This window comes from Pseudacidovorax sp. DMC4 (assembly GCF_056314265.1).
In genome coordinates, this window is the sequence record NZ_JBQUYR010000006.1 from 296,701 (window position 1) to 321,071 (window position 24,371).

The 24,371-nt window shown below is 71.9% G+C and carries 24 protein-coding genes; 12 read left to right on the plus strand and 12 right to left on the minus strand.

Annotation, left to right across the window (positions count from 1 at the left end):
* Nucleotides 1-7: 7 nt before the first annotated feature.
* Entirely contained in the window at nucleotides 8-1,006 is a 999-nt protein-coding gene (locus ACT54X_RS13560) for an ABC transporter substrate binding protein (protein WP_476346996.1), read from the minus strand.
* Nucleotides 1,007-1,127: 121 nt separating this feature from the next.
* Nucleotides 1,128-3,185, minus strand: coding sequence for an ATP-binding response regulator (locus tag ACT54X_RS13565; RefSeq protein ID WP_354321598.1), 2,058 nt, complete (start codon nucleotides 3,183-3,185; stop codon nucleotides 1,128-1,130).
* Nucleotides 3,186-3,284: 99 nt separating this feature from the next.
* On the opposite strand from ACT54X_RS13565, the gene phnD reads away from it, so the two are divergent.
* The 3 genes from phnD to ACT54X_RS13580 all read left to right on the plus strand — a co-directional run bounded on the left by phnD (nucleotide 3,285) and on the right by ACT54X_RS13580 (nucleotide 5,774).
* Nucleotides 3,285-4,391 (plus strand): phosphate/phosphite/phosphonate ABC transporter substrate-binding protein, encoded by a 1,107-nt coding sequence (gene phnD / locus ACT54X_RS13570; protein WP_476346999.1) that lies wholly within the window; start codon nucleotides 3,285-3,287, stop codon nucleotides 4,389-4,391.
* Nucleotides 4,378-5,424, plus strand: coding sequence for a phosphate/phosphite/phosphonate ABC transporter substrate-binding protein (locus tag ACT54X_RS13575; protein ID WP_476347000.1), 1,047 nt, complete (start codon nucleotides 4,378-4,380; stop codon nucleotides 5,422-5,424). The genes phnD and ACT54X_RS13575 overlap by 14 nt, the downstream gene beginning before the upstream one ends.
* 110 nt (nucleotides 5,425-5,534) lie before the next feature.
* Nucleotides 5,535-5,774 carry a hypothetical protein gene (locus tag ACT54X_RS13580; protein ID WP_294367829.1) on the plus strand — a complete coding sequence of 80 codons (240 nt, stop codon included), beginning with the start codon at nucleotides 5,535-5,537 and terminating at the stop codon, nucleotides 5,772-5,774.
* A gap of 72 nt (nucleotides 5,775-5,846) precedes the next feature.
* Here ACT54X_RS13580 and ACT54X_RS13585 read toward each other — a convergent pair whose 3' ends face one another.
* The 4 genes from ACT54X_RS13585 to ACT54X_RS13600 form a co-directional block, all read right to left on the minus strand.
* Nucleotides 5,847-6,776 carry a substrate binding domain-containing protein gene (locus ACT54X_RS13585; protein ID WP_234193204.1) on the minus strand — a complete coding sequence of 310 codons (930 nt, stop codon included), beginning with the start codon at nucleotides 6,774-6,776 and terminating at the stop codon, nucleotides 5,847-5,849.
* A 26-nt stretch (nucleotides 6,777-6,802) separates the two neighbouring features.
* Nucleotides 6,803-8,005, minus strand: coding sequence for a CaiB/BaiF CoA transferase family protein (locus ACT54X_RS13590; RefSeq protein ID WP_294367826.1), 1,203 nt, complete (start codon nucleotides 8,003-8,005; stop codon nucleotides 6,803-6,805).
* Nucleotides 8,002-8,124, minus strand: coding sequence for a hypothetical protein (locus ACT54X_RS13595; protein WP_354321602.1), 123 nt, complete (start codon nucleotides 8,122-8,124; stop codon nucleotides 8,002-8,004). Before ACT54X_RS13595 ends, ACT54X_RS13590 begins: the two co-directional genes overlap by 4 nt.
* Nucleotides 8,125-8,222: 98 nt before the next feature.
* Nucleotides 8,223-9,422 carry an MFS transporter gene (locus ACT54X_RS13600; RefSeq protein ID WP_476347003.1) on the minus strand — a complete coding sequence of 400 codons (1,200 nt, stop codon included), beginning with the start codon at nucleotides 9,420-9,422 and terminating at the stop codon, nucleotides 8,223-8,225.
* Nucleotides 9,423-9,513: 91 nt separating this feature from the next.
* On the opposite strand from ACT54X_RS13600, the gene ACT54X_RS13605 reads away from it, so the two are divergent.
* The 3 genes from ACT54X_RS13605 to ACT54X_RS13615 all read left to right on the plus strand — a co-directional run bounded on the left by ACT54X_RS13605 (nucleotide 9,514) and on the right by ACT54X_RS13615 (nucleotide 13,268).
* Nucleotides 9,514-10,098, plus strand: coding sequence for a TetR/AcrR family transcriptional regulator (locus tag ACT54X_RS13605; RefSeq protein ID WP_294367821.1), 585 nt, complete (start codon nucleotides 9,514-9,516; stop codon nucleotides 10,096-10,098).
* 230 nt (nucleotides 10,099-10,328) lie between these two features.
* Complete coding sequence (locus tag ACT54X_RS13610) at nucleotides 10,329-12,530, plus strand: malate synthase G (RefSeq protein ID WP_476347005.1); 2,202 nt, start codon at nucleotides 10,329-10,331, stop codon at nucleotides 12,528-12,530.
* Between the two features lie 225 nt (nucleotides 12,531-12,755).
* Nucleotides 12,756-13,268: a hypothetical protein gene (locus ACT54X_RS13615; RefSeq protein WP_476347007.1), complete on the plus strand. Its 513-nt coding sequence runs from the start codon at nucleotides 12,756-12,758 to the stop codon at nucleotides 13,266-13,268.
* 22 nt (nucleotides 13,269-13,290) lie between these two features.
* Here the strand turns inward: ACT54X_RS13615 and ACT54X_RS13620 are convergent, their stop codons facing one another.
* Both ACT54X_RS13620 and ACT54X_RS13625 read right to left on the minus strand, forming a co-directional pair.
* The gene (locus ACT54X_RS13620; protein WP_476347009.1) at nucleotides 13,291-14,103 is read right to left on the minus strand and encodes an ABC transporter permease; all 813 of its coding nucleotides are present in this window, start codon (nucleotides 14,101-14,103) and stop codon (nucleotides 13,291-13,293) included.
* Between the two features lie 4 nt (nucleotides 14,104-14,107).
* Nucleotides 14,108-15,082 carry an ATP-binding cassette domain-containing protein gene (locus tag ACT54X_RS13625; protein WP_476347011.1) on the minus strand — a complete coding sequence of 325 codons (975 nt, stop codon included), beginning with the start codon at nucleotides 15,080-15,082 and terminating at the stop codon, nucleotides 14,108-14,110.
* A 129-nt stretch (nucleotides 15,083-15,211) separates the two neighbouring features.
* On the opposite strand from ACT54X_RS13625, the gene ACT54X_RS13630 reads away from it, so the two are divergent.
* Together ACT54X_RS13630 and ACT54X_RS13635 are read left to right on the plus strand one after the other, a co-directional pair.
* Nucleotides 15,212-16,540 (plus strand): DEAD/DEAH box helicase, encoded by a 1,329-nt coding sequence (locus ACT54X_RS13630; RefSeq protein ID WP_476347013.1) that lies wholly within the window; start codon nucleotides 15,212-15,214, stop codon nucleotides 16,538-16,540.
* Entirely contained in the window at nucleotides 16,537-16,842 is a 306-nt protein-coding gene (locus ACT54X_RS13635; RefSeq protein ID WP_476347015.1) for a hypothetical protein, read from the plus strand. The genes ACT54X_RS13630 and ACT54X_RS13635 overlap by 4 nt, the downstream gene beginning before the upstream one ends.
* Before the next feature lie 94 nt (nucleotides 16,843-16,936).
* Here the strand turns inward: ACT54X_RS13635 and ACT54X_RS13640 are convergent, their stop codons facing one another.
* A complete protein-coding gene (locus ACT54X_RS13640; RefSeq protein ID WP_476347016.1) occupies nucleotides 16,937-17,833 on the minus strand; it encodes a LysR family transcriptional regulator in 897 nt (298 codons plus the stop codon).
* An 82-nt stretch (nucleotides 17,834-17,915) separates the two neighbouring features.
* On the opposite strand from ACT54X_RS13640, the gene ACT54X_RS13645 reads away from it, so the two are divergent.
* Both ACT54X_RS13645 and ACT54X_RS13650 read left to right on the plus strand, forming a co-directional pair.
* Complete coding sequence (locus tag ACT54X_RS13645; protein ID WP_476347018.1) at nucleotides 17,916-18,578, plus strand: glutathione S-transferase family protein; 663 nt, start codon at nucleotides 17,916-17,918, stop codon at nucleotides 18,576-18,578.
* Between the two features lie 19 nt (nucleotides 18,579-18,597).
* Nucleotides 18,598-19,548, plus strand: a complete 951-nt coding sequence (locus tag ACT54X_RS13650) for a flavin-nucleotide-binding protein (RefSeq protein ID WP_476347019.1) — start codon at nucleotides 18,598-18,600, stop codon at nucleotides 19,546-19,548.
* A gap of 12 nt (nucleotides 19,549-19,560) precedes the next feature.
* Here ACT54X_RS13650 and ACT54X_RS13655 read toward each other — a convergent pair whose 3' ends face one another.
* The 3 genes from ACT54X_RS13655 to ACT54X_RS13665 form a co-directional block, all read right to left on the minus strand.
* Nucleotides 19,561-21,078 carry an AMP nucleosidase gene (locus ACT54X_RS13655; RefSeq protein WP_294367795.1) on the minus strand — a complete coding sequence of 506 codons (1,518 nt, stop codon included), beginning with the start codon at nucleotides 21,076-21,078 and terminating at the stop codon, nucleotides 19,561-19,563.
* 88 nt (nucleotides 21,079-21,166) lie between these two features.
* A complete protein-coding gene (gene gorA, locus ACT54X_RS13660; protein ID WP_294367791.1) occupies nucleotides 21,167-22,540 on the minus strand; it encodes a glutathione-disulfide reductase in 1,374 nt (457 codons plus the stop codon).
* A 54-nt stretch (nucleotides 22,541-22,594) separates the two neighbouring features.
* Nucleotides 22,595-22,942 carry a hypothetical protein gene (locus ACT54X_RS13665; RefSeq protein WP_476347022.1) on the minus strand — a complete coding sequence of 116 codons (348 nt, stop codon included), beginning with the start codon at nucleotides 22,940-22,942 and terminating at the stop codon, nucleotides 22,595-22,597.
* A gap of 140 nt (nucleotides 22,943-23,082) precedes the next feature.
* Here ACT54X_RS13665 and ACT54X_RS13670 point away from each other — a divergent pair, with 140 nt between their 5' ends.
* Together ACT54X_RS13670 and ACT54X_RS13675 are read left to right on the plus strand one after the other, a co-directional pair.
* A complete protein-coding gene (locus ACT54X_RS13670) occupies nucleotides 23,083-23,520 on the plus strand; it encodes a rhodanese-like domain-containing protein (RefSeq protein ID WP_294367785.1) in 438 nt (145 codons plus the stop codon).
* 207 nt (nucleotides 23,521-23,727) lie between these two features.
* Nucleotides 23,728-24,357, plus strand: a complete 630-nt coding sequence (locus ACT54X_RS13675; RefSeq protein WP_294367783.1) for an FABP family protein — start codon at nucleotides 23,728-23,730, stop codon at nucleotides 24,355-24,357.
* Nucleotides 24,358-24,371 lie beyond the last annotated feature (14 nt).

Genomic DNA, 24,371 nt, shown 5'->3' on the forward strand with positions numbered 1-24,371 from the left:
GGTGCTCTCATCTCTGTCCGGCCATTCGTTCAGTCAACGCCTGCTCTGTCGGGACCCCCAGCCCGAGGCTGCGGGCCACATTGGGATTCACCCGGGCCACCGCGGGCGAGGCGCTCTCGACCACGGGCATGGGCGTCACACCGCCCGCCGCGGCGAGCCGCCGGCCCATGGCCTGGGCCTGGCGCGCCAGCAGCGCCGGGGTGGAGACGGCCGCCGCCAGCGCGCCCGATCGCACGATGCCCTCGTTGCTGCCGAAGACGGGCACGCCCGCGCTGGCGCCGGCATGCAGCACCGCCAGCGTGGCGGCCTGGCTGCTGCCGATGGCGTCGGGCAGCACCAGCAGGGCCTCGCAGCGCGGCAGCACGGCGCGCAGGGCGCCGGCCAGCGACAGCGCATCGGGCGCCTGCTCCACCTGCAGCGACCATTCGCCGCCGGCCGCAGCGCGCTGCAGTTCGCGCAGCATGGGCTCGGATTCGGCGGTGGCCACCAGCCCCAGGCGGCGGCGCCCGGGCAGCACGGCGTCGATCAGGGCGAGCTGGTCGGCAAAGGAGGGCTCGCGCAGCAGCACGCCGATGCGCCGGCCCGGCATGCGCAAGGCGGGCAAGGGACGCAGGCCCTCGTAGTCCAGCCGGCTGAGCATGGCGAGCAGCAGCGGCTCGCTGCCGCCGCGGTCCAGCGCCGCACGGGCCGCCGCCGCGCCCACGGCGACGGTCAGCCGCTCGGGCATGGCGGCGGGCCGCAGGCTGCGGGTGCGCACGCCGGCATTGGCGGCGGTGCGCTCGTCCTCGGCCTCGGTCGGATCCGGCGCTGCACCCGCCGGCAGGCGCAGCAGTTCGGCCGAGGGCTGGGCCACGCGCAGCTCGCGGGCGAATTCGGCATGGCCGGGCGCGTCGTCGGCCAGCAGCACCGTCCAGCCGGCCGCATGCGCCGGCCCCAGGCTGGCGAGCAGGGCCAGGCCCAGCAGGGCGGCCCGCAGGCGCTGGCGGAAGGGGGAGCAGACGGGCATGGAGGGGGCAGGAACGGGCGGCCGCCCACTGTACGAAGCGCCCGCGCCGAGGGCGATAAGGCGGAGGGACTAGCGAGGCGGGCTGCCGGCGCCGCAGGCGGCCGGCGCTATATCCGATGGCCTACACCGCTCGCGCAGGCGGGCCGCCGTCCGGCGCGATGCCGCGCGCCACCACCTGGGCCTGGATCGCCTGGCGCAGCAGCCGGGGCGACACCGGCTTGTAGAGCACGGCCACGCCGGCCGAGGCGACCTCGCGCAGGCGCTCGGGCTTGGTCTCGCCGGTGACCAGCAGGCAGGCGGTGTCGTCGCCGATGCCCTTGGGATGCCGGCGCAGCGCCTCCAGCACCGCCAGGCCGTTGTCACCGGCACGCAGCAGCAGGTCGCTGACCACCACGTCGGGCGGCACTTCCCAGGCGTCGGCCAGGGCCAGGGCCTCTTCGCGGCCCTGCGCGGCCATCACGGTGGCGCCGCTGGCGCCCAGCACCACCTGCAGGCCTTCGAGGATGCCCGCCTCGTCGTCGATGACCAGGATGCGCAGGCCGTCCAGCCGCACGTCGCCGGACGGCGCCGAGAGGGTGAGCGGCTGGGTGATCGTGGCGGCCGGGCGCACCACGGCATGGGCCGGCGGATGCGCCGCCCGCAGCAGCAGCCGCACGCGCGTGCCGCGGCCGGGCACCGAATGCAGCTCGGCCCGGGTGTTGAGCAGCCGCGCCAGCCGCTGCACCGTGGCCAGGCCCAGGCCCATGCCGCGGGTGCCGCGCGACTGCTGCGGATCGACCTGGTAGAACTCCTCGAACACCCGCGACTGATGCTCGGGCGCGATGCCGATGCCGGTGTCCCACACCTCCACCCGCACCGAGCGGCCGCGCCCCCGCGCCGCCACCAGCACGCCGCCGCCGGGCGTGTGACGCAGCGAGTTGGAGACCAGGTTCGACAGCACGCGCGTGAGCATCACCTGGTCGCAGCGCACCCACAGGTCGGTCTTGCGCACCACCAGGCGCAGCTCCTGCTGCTCGGCCACGGGGCGGAAGTTGCGGCTGATCTCGTCGAACACCGCATCCAGCGGAAAGTCGGCCCACTGGGGCTGCAGCACGCCGGCGTCCAGCTGCGACAGGTTCAGCAGCTCCAGGAAGAGCCGGTCCAGCGAGTCCACGCACTCGCGGATGTGGGCGATGCGCTGCAGCTTGCCCGCATCGGTCTCGCCATTGGCCAGGCCGTCGGCGAAGAGCGTGAGCGCATGCAGCGGCTGGCGCAGGTCGTGGCTGGCGGCGGCCAGCAGCCGGGTCTTGGCCTGGCTGGCCACTTCGAGCTGGGCGTTCTTGCGGGCCAGCTCGGCCGTGGCCGTCTCGATGCGGCTTTGCAGCAGCCGGCGGCCCTCGGCCAGGGCATGGGCGGTGGCGTTGAAGCCGTGCTGCAGCCGGCGCACCTCGGCCGCGCCCTCGATGGCGACATGGGCCTCCTCGCCCGCGCCCAGCCGGTCGACGGCGCGCGCCAGGCGGCGGATGGGCGCACTGATGCGCCGCGCCGCCCAGCCGGCCGCCAGGGCCACGCCCGCCAGGCTGGCGCCCAGGGCCAGCAGCACGTTGAGCCAGACGGCCCGACGGGCGCTGCCGACGGCATCCAGGCTCATCTCCACCATGACCTGCCCGCCAGAACCGCGACCGTCCAGCGCAGGCACCGGCACCACGGCGCGCAGGCCGGCGCCGCGCGCGCGGTCCTGCGTCTCGGCATTGGCCAGGATCTCGCCGTCGTCCGACCACACCTGCACCTGCTGCACATGCGGCTGGGCGATGCCGGACTGCGCCAGCCGCAGCAGGGCGCGGCGGTCCAGTTGCGCCAGCGGCGCCTGCGCGGCGGTGGCCAGCTGCAGGCCCACGGTCTGGGCATTCGCCCGCACCAGCTCGGTCATGCCGTCCAGGTACTGGCGCATCAGCACGCCGATGGCACCCATCATGGCCAGGGTGGCCGGCAACACGGCCAGCAGCACCATCTGCTGGCCCAGCGACAGCCGCGCCAGCGAGAAACGCGCCCCGCGCCCCTGCCGCGGCGGCGGTGGCGCGCTGGTGGCGGGGCCGGTGTGCGCCGCCGGCACGGGCCGCGCCGCGGCGGCCCGGGGCGGACCGTCGGCGGCTTCGGCGGCCGTGCGCATTGGCTGGGAACGGCCCGGCAGGGCGCTCATGTGAGAAACGTCACAGAAAAAACGTCGAATGTTTTCTAATTGTGAATTGTCCGCAGCCGCACCACGACTGCGCATTCGCTCTAACCCGTTCAGTCAGCCATGCCCGCGCCCCTCGCCGCCGCCCGTCCCGACTGCCAGCCTCAGAGGCGCCTCCGGCGCCCTTGCCTTGTCGCCGGCGTCGCCCTGAGGCGGGCTGCGCAGGCCCTGGCCGCGCTGTGGATCGGCCTGGCCGCCAGCCTGTCGGCTGCGCAGCAGGTGCTGCCGCCGACTGCGCCGACGCCGGCGGCCGCGCCGGTGCGCTTTGGCATCCTGCCGCTGGGCGGCGCCTTCGAGTCGCGCAACGACTGGGAGCCGCTGCTGGCGGACATGGGGCGGGCCATCGGACGGCCGGTGACGGTGCTGTCGGTCACCTCGTACGAGGCGCTGGACCAGGCCATCCAGCGCGGCGAGGTGGACATCGCCTTCCTCTCGGGCCGCATGGCGCTGGACGCCGTGACGCTGCGCCAGATGCGCGTGCTGGCGCAGGTGACGCGCCACGACGGCCTGCCCGGCTACCGCGCGCTGCTGCTGGTGCGCGAGGGCGGGCCCCTGCCCTCGCTGGAGGCGTTGCTGGCCGAGCCGGAGCGCTGGCGCCTGGCTCGCGGCGAGCCGCGCTCGGTGTCGGGCTACATCGTGCCGCAGCTGCAGCTCTTCCTGCCCAACCGCATCGCCATGGAGCGCTTCCGCAGCGAGACCGTGGGCACCCACCAGGCCACCGCCCTGGCCGTGGCCAATGGGGATGCCGACGTGGCCACCAACAACACCGCGGATTTCGAGCGCTTCCGCCTGCAGTTCCCGGCCGAGGCGCGGCGGCTGCGGGTGATCTGGGAATCCGACCTGATCCCGCATGCGCAGATCGTCATGCGCAACGGCTACCCGCCCGCGCTGCGGGGCCAGGTGCAGGCCTTCCTGGTGGCCTACGGCAAGGCGCCGGGCGCGCGCGGCGAGGCGCAGCGGGCGGTGCTCAAGTCCCTGCACGACCTGGCGGGCTTCCTGCCGGCGGACAACAGCTCGCTGGTGCCGGCGGCCCGCCTGGCCTACCAGCTGGCGCGCCAGAACGCCATGACCGCGCAATGGGTGAACGAGGAAGCCCGCCAGGCACGGCTGCAGCGGCTGGACGCGGCCTTCGCCGAACAGATGGCCGCCCTGCGCGATGACGGGCGCTGAAGGCCGCCGCCGGCTGCTGGTCGGTGCCCTCGCCCTGGGCGCCGGCGCGGTACTGGCGCCGGCACTCGCGGCCGGTGCGCGGCCCGGCGGCGAGCGCGCCGGTGCGCCCGCCGCCCTGGTGTTCGGCCTGCTGCCGATGGGCGACGCGGTCGAGAGCCGCCGCCGCTGGGAGCCGCTGCTGCTGGCCATCGCCTCGACGCTGCGGCGGCCGGTGACGGTGTTCAGCGCCTTCCAGTACGACACGCTGGACCGCGCCCTGCAGCACGGCCGCGTCGACTTCGCGCTGCTGTCCGGCAAGATGGCGCTGGACGCCGTGACGAACGGCCCGATGCAGGTGCTGGCGCAGGTGCGCCGACGGCGCGACCCGCGGCAGGTGGAGCACCGGGCGCTGCTGCTGGGGCGCCTGAACGGCGGCCCGGCCTCGCTGGACGCCGTGCTGCAGAACCCCCAACGCTGGCACATCGCGCGCGGCGACCGCCGCTCGGTGTCGGGCTTCATCGTGCCGCAGTCGGAGCTCTTCCTGCCGCATGGCGTCGACATCGAGACCAGCTTCAAGGCCGAGACGGTGGGCAACCACCAGGACAACGCCCTGGCCGTGGCCAATGGCGATGCCGACGTGGCCACCACCAACAGCACGGATTTCGAGCGCTTCCAGGCCCTGTTTCCCGCCGAGGCGGGGCGACTGCAGGTGCTGTGGACCTCGCTGCCCACCCCGCCCGCGCAGATCGTCGTACGGCGCGACCTGCCGGCCGAGCAGCAGGCCGGGCTGCGCAACCTGCTGCTGGACTACGGCCGCGCGCCCGGCGCGGACGCGGAGCGGGCGGTGCTGCGCTCGCTGCAGGCCGACCTGGGCTACGAGCCCGCCGACGACAGCGCGCTGCTGGAGGCCGCGCGCATGCAGCGCGACCTGGCGCTGCGCCATGCCCGTCTGGCGCAGTGGGTGAGCGAGGACGCGCGGCAAGGCCGCATCGCGCGCGTGGAGCGGGAGTACCAGGCGCAGGTCCGGCGCCTGGGCAACGCCGCCCGCGACTGAGCCGGCCTACAGCGGCTGGCCGGGGCGTCCTACCGCGGCGGCGGGCCGCTGCGCCACCATCGGGCCGAAGAGCGGCGCGACCGCGCCCGCCAAAGCAAGAGACCGCCCCCATGAGCAACGCTCCCACCGAAAAGCCCGATCCCGCTGGCGAAGGCCAGACCCGCACCAAGCAGAGCCACGGCCACGCGCCGCGCATGCCGCACGAGCGCGACCAGTCCGCCGACAGCCAGGAGGCGCGCGACGGCCAGCCCACCGAGCGCGGCAAGCGCGCCCTGGACGACCTGGAAAGCGGCCGCAAGGACACCGACCGCGGCCAGGCGGCGCACGAGGCCTATCAGAAGCAGAAATAGGCGGTCGCCCGCGCATTCGCCGGGCATCCACTCCCCTCTCCCCAAGGGGAGATGCAGCCAACGCAGATCACCTCAGCCCACGCGCCCCCAGTAGTCGGCCCGGCCGTACTGGGCCTTGAGGAAGTCCAGCCACAGCCGCACCCGCAGCGGCAGATGCCGGCGCTCGGGGAACACGGCGTAGATGCCGTTCGGTGGCGCCGCGAATTCGTCGAGCACCGGCGCCAGCAGGCCAGCGTCGATCTCCGCCTCCACCTCCCAGGTGCTGCGCCATGCGATGCCCAGGCCCGCCAGGCACCAGTCGTGCAGCACCTGCCCGTCGGTGCAGTCCAGCGGGCCCGAGGGCTTCAGGTGCACCACCTCCACGCCCTCGCCATCCTGCCGCGGCACCTGGAAGGCCCAGCCGCGCGTCTGCGAGGCGTCACTGCTGAGCGTGAGGCAATCGAAGCGCGCCAGGTCCGAGGGATGTCGCGGCACGCCGTTCCGACGCAGATAGGCCGGCGTGGCCACGCAGCGGCGGCGGTTGTCGCCCAGGCGCATGCTCACCAGCGAGGAATCGGGCAGGTCGCCCACGCGCACCGCGCAGTCGAAATGCTCGCCAGCCAGGTCGATGACCCGGTCGCTGAGGTTGAGCGACACGGTCACCTCCGGATGCAGTTCGCGGAAGCGCGGCACCAGCGGCGCCACATGGCGGCGGCCGAAGCCGGCCGGCGCCGTCACCCGCAGATGGCCGCTGGCCTTGACGCCGCCCGCGCTCACGCTGGCCTCGGCATTGGCCACTTCGGCCAGCAGGCGCTGGCAGTCCTCCAGGAAGGCGCTGCCCTCGTGCGTGAGCGTGAGGCGCCGCGTGGTGCGCAGCAGCAGCTTGACGCCCAGGCGCTCCTCCAGCGCATCGAGCCGCCGGCCGATGATGGCGGCGGCCACGCCCTCGGCCTTGGCTGCGGCCGTGAGGCTGCCGCGCGTGGCGACGGCCACGAAGGTCTCCATCTGCTTGAGGCGGTCCATGTCGCGCCCCCTTGCCAACCGGTCGGTCAGCCGGCCGTGGCGGCGGCCGCGCCGGCTGCCACCATGGCCTCGATCTGCGCCTCGGCATAGCCGGCGGCGCGCAGCAGCTCGCGCGTGTGCTCGCCGATGGCCGGCGGCTGCAGGCGCAGGGGCGGGCGCACGCCGTCGATCGTCAAGGGCAGCAGCGGCACCTGGGCCATGTGGCCGTCGTTCATGCGCACCGGCGCCAGGCCGCCGCTGGCCACCAGATGCGGATCCTCGAAGAGTTCGTGCGGCCGGGCGATGGGCGCGAAGGGCAGTGCATGCTGCTCGAACAGCGCGGTCAGTTCGGCCGCACTGCGGGCAGCCAGCCGCTCGCGCAGGATCGGCATCATCCAGGAGCGGGCGCGGACGCGGTCGTTGTTGGTGGCCAGGCGCGTGTCGGCCAGCAGGTCCTCCAGGCCGCAGGCGCGGCAGAAGATGGGCCACTGCTTGTCGCTCACCACGGCCAGGAAGATCTGCTGGCCGTCCTTCACCGTGAAGACGTCGTAGATGCCCCAGGAGGAGATGCGCGCCGGCATCGGATCGGCCGCGACGCCCGTGGCGGCGAACTGCAGCATGTGCTGGGCGACCAGGAAGATGTTGTTCTCGAACAGGGCCGACTGCACCTCGCCGCCCTCGCCCGTCTGCTCGCGCCGGCGCAGTGCAGCCATCGCGCCGATGGCGCCGAAGAGGCCACCCATGATGTCGTTGACGCTGCTGCCCGCGCGCAGCGGATCGCCGGGACGGCCGGTCATGTAGGCCAGGCCGCCCATCATCTGCACCGTCTCGTCGAGCGCGGTGCGGTTCTCGTAGGGGCCGGGCAGGAAGCCCTTGTGGCTCACGTAGATGAGGCGCGGGTTGTCGCGGCGCAGCGTCTCGTAGTCCAGGCCCAGCTTCTTCATGGTGCCGGGGCGGAAGTTCTCGCTCACGATGTCGGCCGTGGCCACCAGCCGCCGTGCGGCCTCCAGGCCCTCGGGCGTCTTCAGGTCGAGCGCCACGCTCTTCTTGTTGCGGTTGAAGGCCGGGTAGAAGCCGGCGCCGGCGCCCAGCAGCCGGCGGGTGTCGTCGCCGGCCACCGGCTCCACCTTGATGACCTCGGCGCCCAGGTCGCCCAGCAGCAGGCCGCAGGTGGGGCCCATGACCATGTGGGTGAACTCGACGACCCGGATCCCGGTGTAGGGCAAGGGCTGTGGGGCGGTGTCGGTCATGCGGTCGTTCCTGGTCCAACACGGCGCAGCGCGTCGGCGGCAGCGGAGCGGGCGGCCTTGGCCCGTGGCACGCCATCGCCTGTGTCGATGGGGTCGATGGGCACCTGGCCGGGGTTCATGCGCGCTCCGAAAAACCGCCGATGTTATCGGCGCTCAGTGGCCGGGAGCGGCGCTGGCAGGGCTGCGCCGGGCGTGCGCCTCCTGCTGCGGCCCGGGGTCAGGCCCGCTCGTGCGTCGTCTTCCATGCCAGCAACGCCAGCGTCACCAGCACGAGGCCGTAGCCCAGCGTGGTGGCATGCAGGCCGAAGGTGCCCACGGCCAGGCCCGCCAGGATGGCCGGCACGCTGAAGGCCAGGTAGCTCAGCACGAAGAAGCTGGACATGAGACCGGCCCGCTCGTGAGGCGTGGCCACCGGCACCAGGCTGCGCACGGCCGCATTGAAGCTGGCGCCGAAGCCCATGCCCGCCACCACCGTGCCACCGAAGAAGGGCAGGGCCTGCTGCGCATGCACGCCGAACAGGGTGACGGCGAGGCCCACGGCCAGCAGTGCGGCGCTGGCACGCAGCACGCGGCGCGCGGGCCGCTGGCGGACCACGTACATCGCGGCGGCTCCCGTCAGCACCAACGTGGCAATGAGCACGCCGCCGGCCAGCGGCGTGGCCCGGCCTGTCACGAGCCGTGCCAGGGTCGGCCCCAGCGACAGGTAGAAGCCGCCCAGCGCCCACCCGGCGGTATTGAGCGGCATGAGCCGCAGGACCAGCGCGCGGGCAGGCGGCGGCACGTGCGCGCGCGGCACCATCGAGGCCCAGGCACCCGGCCGCGGCGTGACGGTTTCCGGCAGGCGCAGCGCCAGCAGCGCCTGGAGCACCAGCGCGACCAGAAGCACCTCGTAGACCAGGTGCATGGGCTCGGGCGCGAACTGGACCAGCGCACTGGCGCCCAGCGCGCCCACCGCCATGCCGATCATGGGCGAGAGACTGTTGAACAGCGCGCCACGGACCGGGTTCAGGTCGAGCAACATCGCACTCATCACGCTCGTGGCCATGCCGGTGGCGATGCCCTGCAACACGCGGGCGGCGATCAGCCAGCCCACCGACCCGGCCTGCCAGAAGAGCACGACGGCCCCGATCTCCAGCACCAGCGCGGCCAGGATCACGGTACGCCGACCCAGGTGGTCGGACAGCGCGCCGAAGACGAGCAGGGCCGCGAGCAGCGCGAATGCGTAGCTGGAGAACACCACGGTGAGCACCAGCGCCGAGAAGCCCCAGGCCTCCCGATACAGCGCATACAGCGGCGAGGGCGCGCTCGACGCGGCCAGGAAGGTGATCACCAGTGCCACGACCAGTGCGAAGGCAGCGCGCGACGGAAGGCGGCGAACAGCGGCCGGCGCCGACGGGGCAAGAGCGGGGGCAGGCATCGAAAAGCTCCTTTAACGCAAAATCTTTGCGTTTGCGGATTGTGCGCGCCACGGATCATTAACGCAAATTCTTTGCGTTAATATTGGAAGCATGGCTTCATCGATCCCTGGAAACCGCACCGCGCCCCGCCCCGGCGGCCGCAGCGCGCGCGTGCAGGAGGCGGTGCACCGGGCCACACGCGAGCTGACCGCGGAACATGGTCGCGAGGCGCTCACCGTTCCGATGGTGGCCGCACGCGCGGGGGTCACGCCATCGACCATCTATCGCCGCTGGGGCGACCTCGCCCAACTGCTGGCCGATGTGTCGGTCGAGCGCATGCGGCCCGAGGGCGAACCGGCCGACACCGGCTCGCTGCGGGGCGACCTGCTGGCCTGGGCCGAGCAGTACAACGAGGAGATGTCCTCGCAGCCCGGCCGCGGCATGCTGCGCGATGTGCTGTCCGCGCAGTCGCCGGAGGAGCCCCCGTCCTGCCGGTGCGCGAGCTTCCTGGCGATGCAGATCGGGGTGCTCCTGGCCCGTGCCCAGGCGCGCGGCGTGGCCGCGCCACCCGTCGAGCGTGTGATGGACAGGCTGGTGGCGCCGCTTCTCTTTCGGCTCCTCTTCACGGCCGAGCCTGCCGGCGCCCAAGACATCGAAGGCTGGATCGACGCCAGTCTGGCCCCTCCTTCAGCCTGAAAGTCGCGGCGCGCGGGTCCGGCGGTGTGAGCCTGCACCGGTCCAATGCCGCGCGCCCGCGCGGCAATTACCCTCATTCTTGTCACGAATCAACGCCTCATCCGGCGATTAATCTGCGGCCCTGTCTCTAATACAGTGGAGCCCGAGCGTTGGCCGCATGCTTGTGCGTTGACGCCGACCGCCCGCCCCCGTGCAACCCATTCGCGGCCCCGCCGCACCCGAGAACACGCATGACCGAACGCACCACCGTCCACCGACTGCAAGTCGCCACCGAACTGCACCGCTTCATCGAGTCGCAGGTGCTGCCCGCCGCCGGCCTGCAGCCCGCCGCCTTCTGGCAGGGCTTCGACGCCATCGTGGCCGACCTGGCGCCCAAGAACGCCGCCCTGCTGGCCGAGCGCGACCGCCTCCAGAGCGAGATGGACGCCTGGCACAAGGCCCACCCCGGCCCCATCGCCGACATGCCGGCCTACCGCGCCCACCTGGAGAAGATCGGCTACCTGCTGCCCCAGCCCAAGGGCACGAAGGCCACGACTGCGAATGTCGATGCCGAGCTGGCCCTGCAGGCCGGCCCGCAGCTCGTGGTGCCCATCCTCAACGCCCGCTATGCGCTCAACGCCGCCAACGCGCGCTGGGGCTCGCTGTACGACGCGCTGTACGGCACCGATGCGATCCCGGAGACCGATGGCGCAGAGAAGGGCAAGGGCTACAACCCGGTGCGCGGCGCCAAGGTCATCGCCTTCGCCCGCGAGGTGCTCGATCAGGCCGCACCGCTGGTGAACGGTTCGCACAAGGACGCCACCGGCTACAGCGTGAAGGACGGCCAGCTGGTCATCGCCCTGCACAGCAGCAGCACGCACCTGAAGGACCCGTCGGCCTTCGTCGGCTACCAGGGCGACGCGGCGAACCCCTCGTCGGTGCTGCTCAGGCACAACGGCATCCACCTCGACATCCAGATCGACCGCAGCACGCCCATCGGCAAGACCGACGCGGCCGGCGTGGCCGACGTGGTGCTGGAATCGGCCCTGTCCACCATCCTCGATCTGGAGGACTCGGTGGCCGTGGTCGATGCCGAGGACAAGGTGCTGGCGTACAGCAACTGGCTCGGCATCCAGCAGGGCACGCTGACCGAGGAAGTGGCCAAGGGTGGCAAGACCTTCGTGCGCCGCCTGAACCCCGACCGCGTCTACACCGCGCCCGACGGCAAAGGCCAGGTCACGCTGCACGGCCGCTCGCTCATGTTCGTGCGCAACGTGGGCCATCTGATGACCAACCCGGCGATCCTGTGGGGCTCTTCCGACGGTCTCAAGGAGATTCCCGAGGGCATCATGGACGCGGTCGTCACCACCGCCATCGCCATGGTCGACCTGCAGGGCAAGGGCCAGAACGGCATCCGCAACTCGCGCACCGGCAGCATCTACATCGTCAAGCCCAAGATGCACGGCCCGGCCGAAGTGGCCTTCGCCAACGAGCTCTTCGGCCGCGTCGAGCAGCTGCTGGGCCTGCCGGCCAACACCGTCAAGCTGGGCATCATGGACGAGGAGCGCCGCACCAGCGTCAACCTGCAGGCCTGCATCGCCGCCGCACCGGCGCGCGTGGCCTTCATCAACACCGGCTTCCTGGACCGCACCGGCGACGAGATGCACACCGCCATGCAGGGCGGCCCGATGCTGCGCAAGGGCGACATCAAGGGCACGAAGTGGATCGCCGCCTACGAGCGCAACAACGTGCTCACCGGCCTGAACTGCGGCCTGCGCGGCAAGGCGCAGATCGGCAAGGGCATGTGGGCCATGCCCGACCTGATGGCGGACATGCTCAAGCAGAAGATCGGCCACCCGAAGGCCGGCGCCAACACCGCCTGGGTGCCCTCGCCCACCGCCGCCACGCTGCATGCGCTGCACTACCACCAGGTCAGCGTGGCCGACGTGCAGAAGGAGCTGGAGAAGATCGACGCCGAGGCCGAGCGCGACGCGATCCTGAACGACCTGCTGCAGGTGCCGATCACCGCCACGCCCAACTGGAGCGACGCCGAGAAGCAGCAGGAGCTGGACAACAACGTGCAGGGCATCCTGGGCTACGTGGTGCGCTGGATCGACCAGGGCGTGGGCTGCTCCAAGGTGCCCGACATCCACGACGTGGGCCTGATGGAAGACCGTGCCACGCTGCGCATCAGCAGCCAGCACATCGCCAACTGGCTGCTGCACGGCGTGGTGACGAAGGCGCAGGTCAACGCCACCTTCGAGCGCATGGCCGCCGTGGTGGACCAGCAGAACGCCGGCGACCCGCTCTACAGGCCCATGGCCGGGCACTTCGACACCTCCTTCGCCTACAAGGCGGCGCAGGACCTGGTGTTCAAGGGCGTCGAGCAGCCCAGCGGCTACACCGAGCCGCTGCTGCATGCGTGGCGCTTGAAGGTGAAGGCCGCCGGATAAGCCGGACCGCCATCACGTCTTGTGCTGACAGCGCCCACGGGGCGCTGTTTTTTTTCGTGCGCCAGAGGGGCGCCTTGGCCTACGCCCAGGTCGGCCTGGCCCCACCCGGCGCAGGAACAAGCCGGCTCACGGTGGAGTTGTTCCTGGGCCAGGACCGGCATGTCGCTGGAGGGTCCGGAGCCGGTACCGCATCGCTGCGGCGCCGTCCCACCCAAGGAGACTCTCATGCAAGACACACGCATTTCATTCCGCCCCTTTCGTCCGATGCTGATCGCCGCCGCCCTGTGCAGTGCGGGTCTGGCCTTTGCGCAGACGTCCTCGTCAGGGGGCATGGGCACCAGCGGCGGTTCGTCCGGCGGTAGCACGGTGCAGCAGTCCGGCGGCGGCGCGAGCGGCAGTTCCAGCACCGGGCGCATGGGCAACCGCGACGATGACCGGCGCAAGGGCAGCAGCAGTGGCAGCGGTGCTTCGGGCGCCCATGCCGGCACCACCGGCGGATCGGGCAACAGCAGCGGCGACATGGGGAACCGCGGGGGCAAGGGGCCGACCGGCACGGGCACAGGCGGCCCCGGCGGTCTGGGCAGCGGCTCGGGGTCGGGCAGCGCAGGTACCGGCGCGGGCACGAGTGGCATGGGCTCCGGAAGCTCCGGCACCTCTGGCTCGGGCAGCATGGGCGCCGGCTCGGGTTCGGGCGGCGCCTCGGGAAGCGGCGGAACCTCGGGCGGCAGCAGCCGCTGATGGGGTGGGCGGGGCGCGAGGCTCAGCTGCGGAAGCGGCGACGCGTGAGCCCCAGCGCCAGCCAGAAGGCCGCGATGCCATAGGCGGCCAACACGCCCAGGTGCACTAGCGGCTGCGCGGGCCACTGGTCCATGAAGAGCGGCCGCACCAGCGCCACCACATTGGCCAGCGGCAGCCAGGCCGCCACCGCCCGCACCACCTCCGGCAACTGCTCCAGCGGAAAGAACACGCCCGACAGGAACATCATGGGCGTCATGAACAGTGTGAAGTAGTAGGTGAAGAAGTCGTAGCCCTTGGCCAGCGCATTGAAGATCAGCGCGATGGACGAAAACACGATGCCCGCGCCCGCCAGGATCACCCAGGCCACCAGCAGCTTCGGGCTGTGGCTGATGCCCAGGCCCAGCATCACCAGCAGGATGGCCGTGACGGTGAACAGCGACTTGAAGCCGGCCCACAGCATCTCGGCGAAGACCACGTCGTCCAGACCCACCGGCGCATTCATGATGCCGTCCCAGGTCTTCTGCACATGCATGCGCGAGAAGGCCGAATACAGCGCCTCGAAGCTGGCCGCGTTCATCGCGCTCATGCAGATCGAGCCGCTGGCCAGGAACAGGATGTAGGGCACCGACTCGCCCCCCACTTTCACCTGCCCCACCAGCGCGCCCATGCCGTAGCCGAAGGCCACGAGCCAGATCAGCGGCTCGGCGATGTTGCCGATCAGGCTGGGCACGGCCAGCTTGCGCCACACCAGCAGGTTGCGCAGGAAGACGGGCCACCAGCGGCGCGTGACGGCCGGCGGCGACCAGACGGAAGGCAGCTTCGTGTTGTCGTTCATGGCCTCAACCTCCCTCGCGGATCTGCCGGCCCGTGAGCTTGAGGAACAGGTCCTCCAGGTTGGCCGGCCGGTGGAAGGTGCGCAGGCCCTCGTGCGTACCCAGGGCCTCCAGCAGCGGACGCGCCTCGCGCGTGTAGAAGAAGACGGTCTCGCCGCTCAGCTCGGTGCGCTGCGCCAGTGCACGCAAGGCGGGCGATTCGGCGAGCGCCTGGGCCGACCCGGCGCTGCCCTGGCCGTAGACCTCGACCACATGCGGCTCCAGGTGCTCGGCGATCAGCTCGCGCGGGCGGCCCTCGGCGATCTTGCGCCCATGGTCCACCACCAGCAGGCGGTGGCACAGGCGCTCGGCCTCGTCCATGAAGTGGGTGGTCAGCAGGATGGACTTGCCCTGCTGCAGCAGGGTCTGCAGCCGCTCCCACATCAGGTGGCGGGCCTGCGGATCGAGGCCGGTGGTGGGCTCGTCCAGGATCAGCAGCTTCGGGTCGTTGACCAGCGCGCGCGCCAGCGACAGCCGCCGGCGCATGCCGCCCGAAAGCTCGCCCGGCTTGGCGTCGGCCTTGTGCGACAGCGCTGCAAAGTCCAGCAGCGCAGGCACGCGCGGTGCGATCTCGCGGCGCGAGAAGCCGAAGTAGCGCGCATAGACCACCAGGTTTTCGGCGCAGCTGAAGTCCGGGTCCAGCGAGTCGTACTGCGCCACCACGCCCAGTTGCGCCTTGATGGCGCGCGCATCGCGCGGCATCTGGAGGCCGCCCAGCGCCTCGATCTCGCCGGCATCGGGTGCGGTGAGGCCCAGGCACATCCGGATGGTGGTGGTCTTGCCGGCGCCGTTGGGCCCGATGACGCCCAGGCATTCGCCGGGCGCGATCTCGAAGCTCAGGTCGTCGACGACGGTGGCCTCGCCATAGCGCTTGCGCAGGTGGCGGGCCTGCAGCAGCGGCGCGGTCGAGGCGGCGGTGGAGGGGGTCGGATCGGCAGGCACGCGGCATTGTGGCAAAGGCCCGTGCCGTCATCGCGCACACGGCGCCTTGACCGACACGCCCGCAGGCCGGGCCTGAAGGCGGACAATCCGCAGCCCTTCCTCGGCGCTCTTCCGGCCCTTCCTCGCATCGTGTCTTCCTCCTCCACCTACGCCGACCTGGGCCTGCGCCCCGAACTCCTGCAGGCCGTTGCCGAGCAGGGCTATGCCGCGCCGACGCCCATCCAGGCCCTGGCCATTCCCGTGGTGCTGCAGGGCCGCGACCTGCGCGCCATGGCCCACACCGGCTCGGGCAAGACCGCAGCCTTCGTGCTGCCGCTGCTGCAGCGCTGGCACGAGGCGCCACGCCACCGCTCGCGCCGCGCGCTGCACACCCTGGTGCTGGTGCCCACGCGCGAGCTGGCGGCGCAGGTGGCCGACACCGTGGCCGCATTGGCGGCCACGCTGCCCGAGCGGCCGAAGGTGGTGCGCGCCATCGGCGGCGTCTCGATCAACCCGCAGCTGATGGCCCTGCGCGGTGGCGTGGACCTGGTGATCGGCACACCCGGCCGCGTGCTCGACCTGGCGCGCCACAACGCGCTGCGCCTTTCGGACTGCGCCGTGCTGGTGCTGGACGAGGCCGACCGCCTGCTGGACCTGGGCTTCGCCGACGAACTGCAGGCCATCCTCGACGCGCTGCCGGCGCAGCGACAGAACCTGCTGTTCTCGGCCACCTTCGCGCCGCGCACCGTGCAGTTGGCCGATGCGCTGCTGCACGACCCCGTGGCCGTGACGGCGCCCGCGCCGGTGGCCGAGCTGCCGCAGATCGCCCAGCGCGCCATCGCGGTGGACGAGGGCCGCCGCACCGCGCTGCTGCGTCACCTGATCGCCACCGAAGCCTGGCCGCAGGTGCTGGTGTTCGTCGCCACCAAGCATGCCTGCGAGACCGTGGCCGACAAGCTGCGCAAGGGCGGCCTCGCGGCCGAGCCGCTGCACGGCATGCTGGGCCAGGGCAAGCGCACGCAAGTGCTGGCCGACTTCAAGGCCGGCCGGCTGCAGGTGCTGGTGGCCACCGACTTGGCGGCGCGCGGCATCGACGTCGCGCAGCTGCCGGCGGTGGTCAACCATGACCTGGCCCGCTCGCCCACCGACCATGTGCACCGCATCGGCCGCACCGGCCGCGCCGGCGCCAGCGGCGTGGCCGTGAGCTTCGTGCCGGCCGCGGCCGAGGCGCACTTCCGCCTGATCGAGAAGCGCCAGGACCTGCGCGTGCCGCGTGAGCAGATCGCGGGCTTCGAGCCGCAGGAGACGGCGCCGGCCGATGCGCCGGCGGCGGGTGGCGGCATCAAGGGCAAGCGGCCGAGCAAGAAGGACAAGCTGCGCGCCGCAGCAGCCAAGTCGGCCGGCGGCTCTCCCGCGGCTGCAGCGGCAGCCACCGCTGCGCCCTCGGCGCCCTCTGCGTCCGAGGACCCGCAGCCATGACGCTGGACTACCTGCTCTTCGACCACAGCGACGGCGGCGACGACAGCAGCCTGTTCGAAGCCCTGGCCACCGTCGGCCCCGAGCGCGAGGCCGCCGTGCGTGCCGAGATCGAGACGGTGATGGACTGGGCCGCGCGCCGCTTCCGTGGCCGTCGCAGCCCGGTGGAGGAGGGCGGCGACTGGGACGCCGACCTGGAGGAGCGGCAGGAGGGCCCGGCGCTGCGCAGCTTCCGCCTGTCGATCACGGGCAGCGCCGCCTTTGCAGAAGCCTTCATCGCCGAGTTCGGTGGCGCCGTGAACTGAGAAGGGGTGAGCGAGCCCGCCACGTCGGATTCATTCGCACCTTCCGAGAGCCTGAGCCTTCATCCGCCGGGCGGCGATGGCGCCTGCGCGGCGCTCACAGCCGAAGCCCGTCGAAGGCTTTCTTCATCCATTCGACGAACGCCCGGGTGCGGGCCGGCAGGAGGCGCGCATGTGGGTAGATCACGCTCACCGGCCGCGGCGCAGGCTCGAAGTCTTCCAGCACGAGCTGCAGGCGCCCATCCCGCACATGGCCCAGCACCTGGTAGGAGAAGAAGCGGCCGAAGCCCATGCCCGCGGCGCAGGCCTCCACGGCCGGTGCGATATGGTTGAAGGCCAGCCGCACGTCGAGCGGAACCTGCATCGGCACGCGCCGGTCCGGCACGTCGAAGGACCAGTGGGGCGCACCGTCGAGCTGGCCGAGCACCGCGGGCGCGTTCGCCAGATCGCGCGGATGCCGGGGGACGCCACGCTCGCGCAGCAGCGCCGGGCTGGCAGCGACCACGCGCCGGATGCTGCCGAGCTGCTGCGCCACCAGTGACGAATCCTCGAGCCGGCTGATGCGGATGCCGACGTCGATGCCCTCTTCCACCAGGTTCACCGGCCGGTCGTGCAGCAACACGCGGCAGCGCACCTGCGGATGCGCGCGCATGAAGCCCACGATGGCGGGCGCGACGTACATGTGGCCGAACAGCACCGGCGCCGTGACCGTGAGCTGGCCGGCCGCTTCGCCCGCCTCCTGGGTCAGTGCGCGGTCGGCGGCGTCGGCGGCGGCCAGCACCTCGCGCGCGCTGTCGAGGTAGCGGCGGCCATCCTCGGTCAGTGCGACACGCCGCGTGCTGCGCTGGAAGAGCCGCACGCCCAGGTGCGCCTCCAGCGCAGCCAGCGTGCGCACCACCGCGGGCAGGGAGCTGCCGAGCACATCCGCGGCCCGCGTCAGGCTGCCCTGCTCCGCAATGCGCACGAACACCTGCATGGCCTTGAGTCGATCCATGCGGCGATTACACCGGAAATCGGAGCAATGTCTTCCATGGATTCGCATTGATCCGTCGGCCGTATCAAAAAACAATGGGCGCATGCCTGAACACACCCCCGCCTCCGAGCCGGCCTCGGCCGTCCCTGCCCTCGTGCTCCACGATGCCCCGCTGTCGGGCCATGCGCATCGCGTGCGCCTGTTCCTGTCGCTGCTGGGCCTGCCCTGGCACAGCCAGGTCGTGGACCTGAAGGCCGGCGAGCACAAGCGTCCGGCCTTCCTGGCGATGAACCGCTTCGGCCAGGTGCCCGTGCTGCAGGACGGCGACGTGGTGCTGGCGGACTCCAACGCCATCCTCGTTTACCTCAACGCCCGGTATGCGCCCGATCCGACCCTGTGGCTGCCGGCCGACCCGGTCGGCGCAGCCCAGGTGCAGCGCTGGCTGTCGCTGGCGGCGGGACCCCTGGCGTTCGGCCCGGCCGCCGCGCGCATCGCCCTGCTGATGGGCCGTCCCACGGACGAAGCCGCGGTGGCCCGGGCTCATGCCCTGCTGCAGGTGATGGACGCCCACCTGGCCACGCAGGACTTCCTGGCCGCCGCCCGCCCCACCCTGGCGGACATTGCCCACTACGCCTATGTGGCCCTCGCGCCCGAAGGCCATGTGGCGCTGGACGCCTATCCGCAGGTGCGGGCCTGGCTGGCCCGCATCGAGGCCCTGCCGGGCTTCCTGCCCATGCCGCGCTCGCGCATCGGCCTGCTGGCCTGAGCACCCGGAGGGACACACCATGACCTTCCACGACGGCGAGATCGCCCTGCAACGCCAGGAGGGCGTGGATGCCCAGCTCGCCGCCCTGGGGCCGCGCGTGATCCGCGACCACATGCCGCAGCAGCACCGCGACTTCTTCGCGCAATTGCCGTTCGTGGTGGTGGGTAGCCTGGACGAACGTCAGCGCCCGTGGGCCAGCCTGCTGACCGGCGCGCCGGGCTTCATGCACTCACCCGATCCGCGCAGCCTGCGCATCGACGCCCTGCCCGATGGCGCCGACCCGATGGCGACGGCACTGCGGCCGGACGCGCCACTGGGCCTGCTCGGCATCGAGCCGCACACGCGGCGGCGCAACCGGCTCAACGGCCGGGTGACTGCCGTCGATGGCGCGGGCTTCGAGCTGGCCGTGGGCCAGAGCTTCGGCAATTGCCCGCGCTACATCCAGGCCCGTGAAGCATCGCCGCACACCGTTGCGCACGCGCCGCCCGCGGCCGAGGCGCTGACCGGCCTCGATGCGTCCGCCCGCGCGCTGATCGCCCAGGCCGACACCCTGTTCATCGCCAGCGCGCATCCGCATGCCACCGACCCGGCCCGGCCGGCCGAGGGCGTGGATGTGTCCCACCGCGGCGGCCGGCCGGGCTTCGTGCAGGTGGCGGCGGATGGCAGCCTGGCGGTGCCGGACTTCGACGGCAACCGCTTCTTCAACACCCTGGGCAACCTGCTGCTGCACCCGTGGGCAGGACTGCTCTTCGTGGACTTCGAGCGGGGCGACCTGCTGCAGCTGTCCGCGCGCGCAGAGGTACTGACGGGCACACCCGAGGCACTGGGCTTCGAGGGCGTCGACCGCGTGCTGCGCCTGCTGATCGTCAGCGGCTGGCGCCGACGCGGGGCGCTGCCGCTGCGCTGGAGCAGCGCCCGGCCTTCGCCGTACCTGGAAGGCACGGGCCACTGGCTCACGCCAGCGGCCTGAACCGGCGGGCTGCTACTGGAACGCCACCTCCGCAAAGCTGCGCAGCTTGCGGCTGTGCAGGCGCGTGGTGCCTTCCACTCGCAGGATGTCGATGGCCTTCATGCCGATGCGCAGATGCTGCTCCACCCGCTCGCGGTAGAAGTGGTTGGCCATGCCGGGCAGCTTGATCTCGCCGTGCAGCGGCTTGTCGCTGACGCACAGGAGGGTGCCGTAGGGCACGCGGAAGCGGAAGCCGTTGGCGGCGATGGTGGCGCTTTCCATGTCCAGCGCCACGGCGCGGCTCTGGCTGAAGCGGCGCTGGGGCTCGTTGCCCGGCAGCAGCTCCCAGTTGCGGTTGTCGGTGGTGGCCACGGTGCCGGTGCGCATGATGGCCTTGAGCTCGGCACCGCTGCAGCCGGTGACCTCGGCCACGGCCTGCTCCAGCGCGAGCTGGATCTCCGACAGCGCGGGAATGGGCACCCACAGCGGCAGTTCCTCGTCCAGCACATGGTCCTCGCGCACGTAAGCATGTGCCAGCACGTAGTCGCCGAGCTGCTGCGTGTTGCGCAGGCCGGCGCAGTGGCCCAGCATCATCCAGGCGTGCGGACGCAGCACGGCAATGTGGTCGGTGATGTTCTTGGCATTGGCCGGACCCACGCCGATGTTGACCATGGTGATGCCGCTGCGGTCGGCGCGCACCAGGTGGTAGGCCGGCATCTGCGGCAGCCGCCCGGGCGGCGTGCCCTGCATGGCGCCGATGCGCTCGGCGAGGTCGCCCGACTGCTCGGCCGTGAGGCCGCGGCGGCGGGTGACCACGTTGCCCGGCTCGACGAAGGCGATGTATTCGCTCGCCTCGTCGTCCATCGCCTCATGGCCCAGGCGCACGAACTCGTCGATGTAGAACTGGTAGTTGGTGAAGAGCACGAAGTTCTGGAACCACTCCGGCGCCGTGCCCGTGTAGTGGCGCAGGCGCTGCAGCGAATAGTCGACCCGCGCGGCGGTGAAGAGCGACAGCGGCTCTGCCTCGCCGGGACGCGTCATGTGCGTGCCGTTGGCGATGCCGTCGTCCATGGCGCCCAGGTCCGGCAGGTCGAAGACATCGCGCATCAGGGCGCGGCGCTCGGCGCTCAGGTTGCCCTCGATGTGCTCGTTCTCGGCGAAGGAGAAGTGGATCGGGATCGGTTCGCTGCCGGTGCCGATCTCGAGTTCGATCTGGTGGTTGGCGAGGATCAGCCGGAACTGCTCGCGGTAGTAGCGGGCGAACAGGTCGGGGCGGCTCAGCGTGGTCTCGTAGCGCCCCGGACCGGCCACGAAGCCGTAGCTCAGGCCCGAGGTGGCAGGCGTGGCATAGCGCGTGTTGGTGTGGGTGTGCACCCGCACGAAGGGGTAGCAGGCCCGCACCCGGCCGGGCAGGGTCTCGCCGGCCACGAAGCGCTGCATCGACTCGCGCAGGTGCGCCAGGCCCTCCTGGTAGATGCGCTGCACCTGGGCCAGCGCCGCGTCGGGGTCGGTGAAGCGGGTGGGGGCGATGAATGGCGGCATGTAGGGCATGCGGGCATTTTGCAATGCACATGCCAGCGCCTCATGACGCTTCCGTGGCCTGCGGTCGCCGACGTCCGGCGCGCGGCCCGGCGCACCCTCAGCCGACCGTGGGCTCGCGCATCGTCACGAACTCTTCTGCCGCCGTCGGATGGATGCCGATGGTGCGGTCGAAGTCGGCCTTGGTGGCACCGGCGCGCATGGCCACCGCGAAGCCCTGCACGATCTCGCCCGCGTCCGCGCCCACCATGTGCAGCCCGACCACACGGTCGCTCTTCGCATCCACCACCAGCTTCATGAAGCAGCGCTCGCCGCGGCCGGAGAGCGTGTGGCGCAGCGGCTTGAACTCGCTGTTGAAGATGCGCACCTCGCCGAACCGGCTGCGCGCCTCCATCTCGGTGTGGCCGCAGGTGCCCACGCTGGGGTGGGTGAAGACGGCGGTCGGGATGTACTCGTAGTCCATCGTGCGGCGGCCTTCGCCGAACAGGCGATCCACCACCACCATGGCCTCGGCCAGCGCCACCGGCGTGAGCTGCAGACGCGTGGAGACGTCGCCGATGGCCAGCACCGAAGGCACGCTGCTGCGGTATTCGGCATCGACCACCACGGCGCCGCGTTCGTCGAGCTTGACGCCCGCTTCCTCCAGGCCCATGCCAGCCGTGAGCGGCCGGCGGCCCGTGGCCACCAGTACCACATCGGCCGCCACCCGCTGGCCGCGCGCCAGCGTGGCGACGATCTCGCCGCCCTCGCCCCTCGTGAAGGACGCGGCCTCCTGGTTCATGCGCAGGTCGATGCCGGCGCGGCCCATCTCGCGGGCCAGGAACTCGCGCACGTCATGGTCGAAGCCGTTGAGGATGTGGGCGCCGCGGTGCAGCAGCGTCACCTCCGCGCCCAGGCCGCGGAAGATGGAGGCGAACTCGCAGCCGATGTAGCCGCCGCCGATCACCATCAGCCGGCGTGGAAAGGCCGGCAGGTCGAACATGGCGTCGGAGATCTTCACCAGTTCCTTGCCAGGCACGTCGGGCAGGAAGGGCGCGCCGCCGGTGGCGATCAGCACATGGCGCGCGGTGTGGCGCTGACCCTCGATCTGCACCGTGTGGCCGTCCACCAGCTGCGCCCAGCCGCGCAGCAGCGTGACCCGGGCGCCGTCGAGCAGGCCCTGGTAGACGCCGTTGAGCCGGTGGATCTCCTTGGCACGCGCGGTCTTGAGCCGGCCCCAGTCGAAGCGCGGCGCGCTGTCGATGTGCCAGCCATAGCCCGGCGCCTCCTCGAAGGCCTCGGCATAGCCGGCCGCGTAGCTGTAGAGCTTCTTGGGAATGCAGCCGACGTTGACGCAGGTGCCGCCCAGCTCGGCACATTCGGCCAGGGCCACACGGGCGCCCCGCTGGCCGGCCATGCGGGCTGCGCGCACGCCGGCGCTGCCGCCGCCGATGACGAAGAGGTCGAAGTCGAAGGAAGGGGTGGACGAGGCCATGCGGCGCGTCTCCAGGGTTGCAGGAGGCGCCACTGTAGCCAAGGCGGGCGTTGGCTATTGCTGCAGCGGCCCGCCGTACCAGATCTGCGGCGTGTCCTGCCGGCTGGCGGGGCGCTGCGGTGCAGCCTCGGGCGCATTGCCCCAGGGGGCGTAGCGGCTGTCCTCGTAGATCACCACGGGCGGCCGGTGCGGGTGCCAGCGCGGCGGCGGAGACGTCACCACCGGCGGTGGCGGCTGCTGGGTGTTGAAGTCCGCCCCCTGCTGGATCGCCCGCATCGACGGCGTGTTGGCGTAACGCTGCTGCTGGGCGCGCTCGAAGGGTCCGGGCTTGCGGGTGTCGGTGCTCTGCGCCGTGGCGAGCGTGGCGCCTCCGGCCATGAAGACGGCCAGCAGCGCAGGCATGAGAGGTCGGCAGGGGCGGTTCGGCATGGTGGGCTTTCAACGCGCGGCAGGCGCAAGGCGTTGGCGGGAAAGGACCGCGGCGGCGCGGTCCGCGGGCTTGGAGGAACAATAGCAGCCGCCCTTTTTCCGGACTGCCGACCATGACCCAAGCCCCTGCCTCCCACGATGACAACCAGCCCCGCCCCGCCGAGGGCTATGCGGGCGACGTGACGCCCGAACTCGCCGCCCGCTGGATGACCACCGGCCAGGCCGTGCTGGTGGACGTGCGCACCGACGCCGAGCGCGAATGGGTGGGCTTCGTCCCCGGCGCCGTGGCTGTAGCCTGGAAGCAGTGGCCCGGCATGGCGATGAACGCCGGCTTCGACGAGGCCCTGCGCGCGGCCGTGCCGCCGGGCGGCAAGGTGGTGCTGCTGTGCCGCAGCGGCGTGCGCTCCGTGGCCGCGGCCCGGCGCGCCACCGAGCTGGGCATCGAAGCCTACAACATCCTCGAAGGCTTCGAGGGCGACCCGGACGCCGACGGCCACAGGGGCAACAAGGGCGGCTGGCGCAAGCGCGGCCTGCCCTGGAAACAAGGTTGAGCTCACCCCCAGGCTGCGCGCTTCGCGCTCCGCCTCCTCCCTTCGAGGGGGCACAACCTGCGGCCCGGCGGAGCCGGTTCCGCGGATGTTCGCGCATGGCCTGCTCCGCGGCCGTTCGATCACAGGACATGGGCAGGTCGCGGCGGGCACGGGGCGTGCTCGCGCTACAGTCCCGGCCGCTTTTCCGTCCGCAACACGACAAACGCCATGAACGCTCCCGCCCGCGACATCTACACCGAACCCCGCGACGTCGACCTGCACACCCTGGCCAACCTGGGCCCGCTCGGGCCCATGGCCGGCGTGTGGGAGGGCACCCGCGGGCTCGACGTCAAGCCCAAGGCCGAAGGGCCGAAGAAGCAGGCCTTCGTCGAGCGCATCAGCCTGCAGCCCATCGACCCGGTGACCAACGGGCCCCAGCTGCTCTATGGCCTGCGCTACCACACGCACATCACCAAGCCCGACCAGGTCAAGACCTACCACGAGCAGGTGGGCTACTGGCTGTGGGAGCCCGCCACCGGCTGCGTGATGCACACCCTGACCATCCCGCGCGGCCAGGTGGCGATGGCGGCCGGCACCGTGGCCGCCGATGCGCGCAGCTTCGAGCTGGTCGCGACGCAGGGGCTGGAGACCTGGGGCATCTGCTCCGCGCCCTTCCTGCAGGAGGCCTTCCGCACCACCGAATTCCGCATCAAGGTGACGATCAACGACGACGGCACCTGGGGTTACGAAGAGGACACGGTGCTGCAGATCGCGGGCCAGGCCGAGCCGTTCCACCACACCGACCGCAACCTGCTGCGCCGGGTGGAGGCGCCCACGCCCAATCCGCTGGTGCGCTGAGGGCGCCGCGGCCG